This window comes from Nitritalea halalkaliphila LW7 (assembly GCF_000265075.1).
GTDB classification, from domain to species: domain Bacteria; phylum Bacteroidota; class Bacteroidia; order Cytophagales; family Cyclobacteriaceae; genus Nitritalea; species Nitritalea halalkaliphila.
On the sequence record NZ_AJYA01000003.1, the window covers coordinates 36,877 to 43,574 of the forward strand.

The 6,698-nt window shown below is 54.2% G+C and carries 5 protein-coding genes; all 5 read right to left on the bottom strand.

What is annotated here, in order from left to right; genetic code table 11:
- Positions 1 to 132: 132 nt before the first annotated feature.
- The 5 genes from A3SI_RS02040 to A3SI_RS02060 all read right to left on the bottom strand — a co-directional run bounded on the left by A3SI_RS02040 (position 133) and on the right by A3SI_RS02060 (position 6,611).
- Positions 133 to 1,077 carry a PorP/SprF family type IX secretion system membrane protein gene (locus A3SI_RS02040; RefSeq protein ID WP_040669819.1) on the bottom strand — a complete coding sequence of 315 codons (945 nt, stop codon included), beginning with the start codon at positions 1,075 to 1,077 and terminating at the stop codon, positions 133 to 135.
- A gap of 45 nt (positions 1,078 to 1,122) precedes the next feature.
- Positions 1,123 to 1,716, bottom strand: a complete 594-nt coding sequence (locus A3SI_RS02045; protein ID WP_162098400.1) for a gliding motility-associated C-terminal domain-containing protein — start codon at positions 1,714 to 1,716, stop codon at positions 1,123 to 1,125.
- On the bottom strand, positions 1,665 to 2,852 hold the full coding sequence (locus A3SI_RS19275; RefSeq protein WP_162098401.1) for an MBG domain-containing protein: 1,188 nt from the start codon (positions 2,850 to 2,852) through the stop codon (positions 1,665 to 1,667). The genes A3SI_RS02045 and A3SI_RS19275 overlap by 52 nt, the downstream gene beginning before the upstream one ends.
- On the bottom strand, positions 2,744 to 5,734 hold the full coding sequence (locus A3SI_RS02055; RefSeq protein WP_009053413.1) for a choice-of-anchor J domain-containing protein: 2,991 nt from the start codon (positions 5,732 to 5,734) through the stop codon (positions 2,744 to 2,746). Before A3SI_RS02055 ends, A3SI_RS19275 begins: the two co-directional genes overlap by 109 nt.
- 133 nt (positions 5,735 to 5,867) lie before the next feature.
- Entirely contained in the window at positions 5,868 to 6,611 is a 744-nt protein-coding gene (locus A3SI_RS02060) for a hypothetical protein (RefSeq protein WP_009053414.1), read from the bottom strand.
- Positions 6,612 to 6,698 lie beyond the last annotated feature (87 nt).

Below are 6,698 nucleotides of genomic sequence, written 5' to 3' on the forward strand. Positions count from 1 at the left end.
GTTATCTTCATTTACCGAAATTTTTTTTGTTATAGGTTTTATAAAGATACTTGTTTGCCAGGCCTTAAAAAGAAAAGCAGTGAGGTACATCTCCCTCACTGCTTGAAATTAACCTATACGGCTGAAGCTATTTTACCAAATTCTTTTGGCTCTGCTCGTCTTATCGCCAAACAGGAAAAAGCTTGCCATAAATTCATGTGTCGGCTGTGGCAAAAGGAAGGAGCGCGTCATCGGCATTTCATACACATAGCCTAAGCGTAGACTGTCCCAGATAAAGCCTACATGAAAGTTATTCGCATAATCCACGCGGTGCCCAGCACCTACCCAGACGCGCTCTGCAAACAAAGCCTTTAAATTAAACTCCACATTAGCGGGCAAATCGACCTGGTCGCGGTACATGAAGTTCGTCGCCAAACTCAAGTTTTCACTTAGCGTCTGCCGAAAACCAGCCTGCACCACGGATACGGTAGCACGACGCTCGAAAAACACATCGCCACTTTGGATCGCTCCCCGATTTACCTGCTGCATACCATAAGAAACATAGAAGTTTTCATGCGTAAGAGCAGCGCCCAGGTTAAAGTCCAGCACACGCATCTGCGCAAAACTATTGATGTACTGCCCGATCACCGCATCGCCCGCTTCCTCACTGCTTAAGCGATTCCCATCCAGCTGCACGAAGTTGCTGTTTACACCCGCGCCGAGGCGCAAATTAAACTTTTCGCTGATGCGAATACGTGAGGCATAGCTGATGATAAGCTCTGTATCGTTAAAAGGGCCATACTGATCCTGAAAGAGATTGATTCCAAAAGCATTTTTGCCCGTCAGGGCGGCATCCGCACCCGCTCCAGACAGCTCAGCAAAGTCAACTTCAGCCGACAGGAAGTAGCCCATCGGAGCACCGTCAAAGCCGGCCCACTGATTACGCACCATTCCCCGGATCGAGCTGCCCTCATAGCCCGTAAGTGCGGGGTTGTAGTAGCTTTGGAAGTGGCTAAACTGCGAAATGAATTTGCGCGACTGCCCTTTTGCCGCAGCGAAACCGCGAGCAAGAAACAGGCTATTAAGAAAGATAGAAATTTTTTCATGGTCTTCAAGCGGGAGGACCGAAGCCCTCCCATTTTTTTATTGTTTCAGCAGGGTGATGAATCCTTTTCGTGTTTCGCCCGTCTCACCTACGCGGATCACATAGTAGTAGGTGCCCACAGGAAGTGTACGGCCATCCCAGGTGCCGTCCCAGAAGCTGTTCGGGTCGCGAGACAGGAACAACCTGCGACCCGAATTATCAAATACCTGAACCACCACTTCTTCGTAGAATCGTAGGTCGCGCACGCCCCACGTATCGTTTACTCCATCGCCATTCGGAGTGAAGGTGTTAAAGATCTCCATGTCCGCTAAAGCGATGCGGTTACGCGTGATTGTGAAATCTTCCGTGAGGGTATTGCCATCTCGATCCAGCACCTGAATGCGCACCTCGAAGCGGTCTTGGCCCGGGAATGGCTCGGCACTGTTCCAGAATAGCTGCTGGCCCTGAAGGGCAAAGAGCCTGTTATCTAGCACGCCTTCCACTAGGCTAAGAACATGCACGTTATCCGATGGGTCATCCACACTGATACTACCCACCAGCTGTAGTGATGCCCCGGCCGTGAAGCTAGCATTTGACAAGGTCAGACCACGAGGAGCAGGCTTTGCCAAAATGACGATCTCCTGAGTGGCCACCAGTGCATAGGCATTAAAGAGCCCGCGCGGCAGTTCCAAATTACCTGAAAGTAGGGTGCTGCCCGACTGAAAAGGATCGATGGCTTGCATCTCCCAGCGCACCTCAAGAGGAAGTACACTGCCATTACCAAAGGTGGCCAAGACCTGCGTAGGGAGCTGGCTTGCATCGAAGGCGCTACCCCAATCCAGCTGTATGGCTCTAGGTCCATTAGCGTGAGCACGGAGCGTACACGTACATAATCTGGAACGCCGTCGCCATTGGTATCTAGGAAATCTTGGGCATCCTTTGGATCAGTCCCTTGCAGGTTTTCTACGAAGTCTGGCACCAAGTCTCCATCACTATCCAGATAATCGGCTGGGTCCAGCGGATCTGTTCCTTGGATGATTTCGACGATATCGGGTACCTCGTCGCCATCGGTATCACGGAAGGCCAGGAGTTCTGCGACGAATTCCGCAAGTTCCGCTTCACTGATGCTTGGGCTACCCACGATCAACAAGTAGGCGTTCAAGATCACTACTTGATCGGCATTCAGGACATGGTCTAATGCTGCGTAGTCAGCCTGAGTCGGTGCATCCCCTGTTCCCGCGATGAAATCGCGTATTTTTTCGATCGGATCAGGAGCGGGCTCCACCACTTCCTCTACCTCGCGGATTTCAAATTCGGCGGCGGTGAAGGCGATGGCGTAGTTCGGGCCTGCCGTTAGGCTACCTTGACTGATGAGGTAGCGGCCAGGAGCCTCTCCCGGCGCTCTTTCCAGGGCACCACTTAGGATGGCCTCAGTATCTGGAGCGATAAAGCCTTCGGCAAAGAAGGTGAAGACCGGATCTGCCTCTCCCTCAAACTTAAACTGCCCTTCCTCGACGATAATGCTTAAGGTAGCTGGCGCGATGCGGAAGCTGATCGGCAAGGTGCGCAGCAGGCGCTCACCTTCGAAAACTTGGACCTCTGCCAGCGCTTGGCCCGCGCCGAGCAGGAGCAGTTCCTCAGGGTTTTCTGGATTGACAGCCGTGATGCCCTCATCTAAACTTAGGAGCACGAAGCGCTGTCCTTCTTCCAGCCTCGGCGCGATGCGCAATGGAGGGTTTCCGAAGACCTGCTCTTCGATGATAAACTCACAGTCTTTGGCAGCCTGCACCTGAATAGGTGCGGAGAAGACCTCGCAGCTAGCATCGGCAAAGCGTACGCGATAGCTGGCATTTTCCTCAAAAGTGAAGGAGAAGGTCGCTCAGTAGCTTCGGGGATGTTCTGCCAGTTGTTATCTGCATCTAACCGCTGCCACTGGATACGGGCGGCGGATTCTGGCACTGTCAAGACGACCGTCTCACCGATGCAGAAGCTGCTGTTCTCGCTGCTGATTTCATCCGGCAGAAGGGTGCATTCCAAGAGGAAGCGGGCTTTTACCGGCAAGTGATCCGAGGTGCTGCTCGCATAGTCGGGCACCAGATCGAAAGGCGCCACCACCCGCTCGGACTGCACGATCCAAGCTTGATCGAGCTCATTGGAGATCATGATGTGGTCGATGACATTTTCTCTGGCGATGAAGGAGCGCAGTCCAGCCTTACTTAAAGAAAGGGTTACCGGCGTGTAATTTTGCTCATCTTCGATAAAGCGGATAAACGAGGTTTCGGAAGTGTTGACAGTTGGTGCGTTTTGATCGGCGACGGTCTCGTCCAAGTCATCGTTATAATCTCCTAAGATGATCAGCGGCACATCTGCGTAATAGGTGTCTAGAGAATCTTTCAAGACACCGACATCAAACCTGCGCATGGCATACCGAGGGGTGCCGGCACTTTCGCCACCACCATTCGAACGCGCATGGATGTTGACCAGATTGATGCGTTTTTGTACGCCATTGATTTTAGTTTCTACCTCGAAGAGGAAGGGCAGCCTACCGGAAGCCCAGAAGCGGTTCGGGCTGGAAGGATAGCCTACCAAGTCACTTTCCTGAACCCCTTCTAAGAGCACGCGTGTGGCCACGGAGTCCACGGTGGTAGTTTTGTACAGGAAGGTGAGTTTTTGCGCGTCAGCGAAATCTCCTACCTGAGATACCGCAGGAGAGATAAATCCACGGTAGTCTGGCAGGGCATCTGCGAGCTGTTTAAAGCGCTCGATAGAGGTGATTTCCTGGAAGGCATAGACATCAGCATCCAAGTCTTCGAGGATTTTTTTCACGTTCTCCAGCTGGCGTTGGGTGTCGGCAGGCCCTTGGCCGGAGGCCTCAGAACCGAACCATTCGATGTTCCAGGTGACCACGTCGAAGGAGTCCTTACGCTTGATGGTGGCCCCTGTTAGGAAGCCGGCGCGCTCTTCGAGGTCTCCGGATCGGAACTGGATGACACTGCTGAATGCACCTGCAAAAGCGGGTGCGAAACGCACTTCTATGTTCTGGGTGCTGCGCGCCTGCTCTGGGCTCAGCGTCAAGACGGGGCTGAAGTTATTTTCTCCCTCGATGCTGAACTCGAAGCCCGGAGCAGCGCTGATGCGCAGCGGCTCGGTGGCATTGCTCAGGGTGACAGGGAAGCTGTAGCGCTTCGGTGCCACGGTACCCTCTGGCGTGATTCCAAAGTGGGTGTAATCGACATTGCCGATACCTACATTCAGGAATGGGGCAGGAGGCGTGTCGGAGTTGAGTAGGCTGAAGTCATCGAGTGTCCAGCGTGCAGCGCCTTCTTCCGGCGAAGAACGGTAGCGGAAAGCCAGATGAACGGGTGCATTTTTAAAGTCGGAAAGGTCGATTTCCTGAGAGAAGGTCCAGAAATTTTCCGTTGCGAACCGATCTTCTAATGCGATCCAAGTGGCGGTTTGTGGGTCTCCGCTGAAGTCCTGCGCGATGAAGAGCTCCAGTCGTGGCCCTGCGAAGGCTACGCGGGTCCAGAAGGAGAGGAGCGGGAAGTCGAATTCGCTCAGGTCAAAGGCAGGGCTGATGAGCCACTGCTCGTTGGTTTGCTGCGTTCCGTTAGCGAAGCCATTGGCCTGCAGGCCAAAAGGTGCATTGGCAGTGGCATTATTTCCGGCTCTACCGAACTGGGTACATTCCCACAGCTGCTGTCCTGTAATGGCGATGGCAGTCCAGCCGTCAGGCAGTCCTTCCTGACAGGAGGTGTTAAAGTCCTCGAAGATCTGGAAAGGGTCGAAGCGCTGTCCGGTGACGGCTAGGGATACAGGCGGGATGCCGCTGGTGCTGTGCTGGATGGAAGAAGCCAGGTTAATGGCTTCAGCACTGCTGAACTGCACGAAGAGGGTAAGTGCCTCTGCTTTCAGACTTTCAGCAGGAATGCTGAGCGGTGCTTGGAAGTTGCTGCCGTCTAAGGAGAAGCGCAGGACTTCAGGTCCGGAGATTTCTACGGGACCTTGGAGGTCGCGTGCGCTCAGGATATAACTCAACACAGGCCCTTCTTCTCGGATGGAGGTTCTAGGGAAGCTGAGAGCTTCGGGATCGGTGCTAATAAAAGGAATCCCTGCTTCCCCGCTGGCGCGTACGACCCCGGTAAAGGTGATGGGTTGATCGCCTGGGAAGAAGTTGGTCACCCGGAAGGTGCCACCCGCTGCCACGGTTCCGCCGTTTGCGGAGGTGTTATCCAGTGCGATGATGCGGAATTCTACTGGGCCAGTCAGCCCTTGAAGGGCAGAAAGGTCTACTTCGAGATTTCCGAATGCATTGATACTGGTGAAAGTGGCTAAATTCTGGGTGAAGTTATCGCCACTATAGCGCAGGGCCATGTTAGTGGGTCCGGTGTTAGAAGAGCGGTAGCCGAAACGGAGACTGCTGAGGTCCACGCTTTGGCCCGGCAGGGCCGTAAACCCAAAACGGAAGAAGCGTTCCTCGCCGGCATTCCAACCGCTACTGGAGAAAGAGTTACCTGCGCCAGAGGCTCCCAGTCCAGTGCCTCGGGTGAGGGGCTGTCCAGAGATTCCGCTAACCAAGACCACGGGCTCAGTGCTGGCTTGATTACCCGGCTGTCCGGCTAGATCGTATTGGAGTAAGGCGACGGGGTTTTCACTTGGTCCGGGCTCCACTACTTCCTCTACCTCGCGGATTTCAAATTCGGCGGCGGTGAAGGCGATGGCGTAGTTCGGGCCTGCCGTTAGGCTACCTTGACTGATGAGGTAGCGGCCAGGAGCTCTCCCGGGGCTCTTTCCAGGGCACCACTTAGGATGGCCTCAGTATCTGGAGCGATAAACCTTCGGCAAAGAAGGTGAAGACCGGATCTGCCTCTCCCTCAAACTTAAACTGCCCTTCCTCGACGATAATGCTTAAGGTAGCAGGCGCGATGCGGAAGCTGATCGGCAAGGTGCGCAGCAGGCGCTCACCTTCGAAAATCTGGATCTCTGCCAGCGCTTGGCCCGCGCCGAGCAGGAGCAGTTCCTCAGGGTTTTCTGGATTGACAGCCGTGATGCCCTCATCTAAACTTAGGAGCACGAAGCGCTGTCCTTCTTCCAGCCTCGGCGCGATGCGCAAAGGAGGGTTTCCGAAGACCTGCTCTTCGATGATAAACTCACAGTCTTCGGCAGCCTGCACCTGAATAGGTGCGGAGAAGACCTCGCAGCTAGCATCGGCAAAGCGTACGCGATAGCTGGCATTTTCCTCAAAAGTGAAGGAGAAGGTCGCCTCAGTAGCTTCGGGGATGTTCTGCCAGTTGTTATCTGCATCTAACCGCTGCCACTGGATACGGGCGGCGGATTCTGGCACTGTCAAGATGACCGTCTCACCGATGCAGAAGCTGCTGTTCTCGCTGCTGATTTCATCCGGCAGAAGGGTGCATTCCAAGAGGAAGCGTGCTTTAACCGGCAAGTGATCCGAGGTGCTGCTCGCATAGTCGGGCACCAGATCGAAAGGCGCCACCACCCGCTCGGACTGCACGATCCAAGCTTGATCGAGCTCATTGGAGATCATGATGTGGTCGATGACATTTTCTCTGGCGATGAAGGATGCGCAGTCCTAGCCTTACTTAAAGAAAGGTTACCGGCGTGTAATTTTGCT

What these genes read in the sequence shown, in the direction of transcription:
- A3SI_RS02060 (WP_009053414.1), bottom strand. Translation starts at nt 6,611, where the DNA reads ATGATCTCCAATGAGCTCGATCAAGCTTGGATCGTGCAGTCCGAGCGG.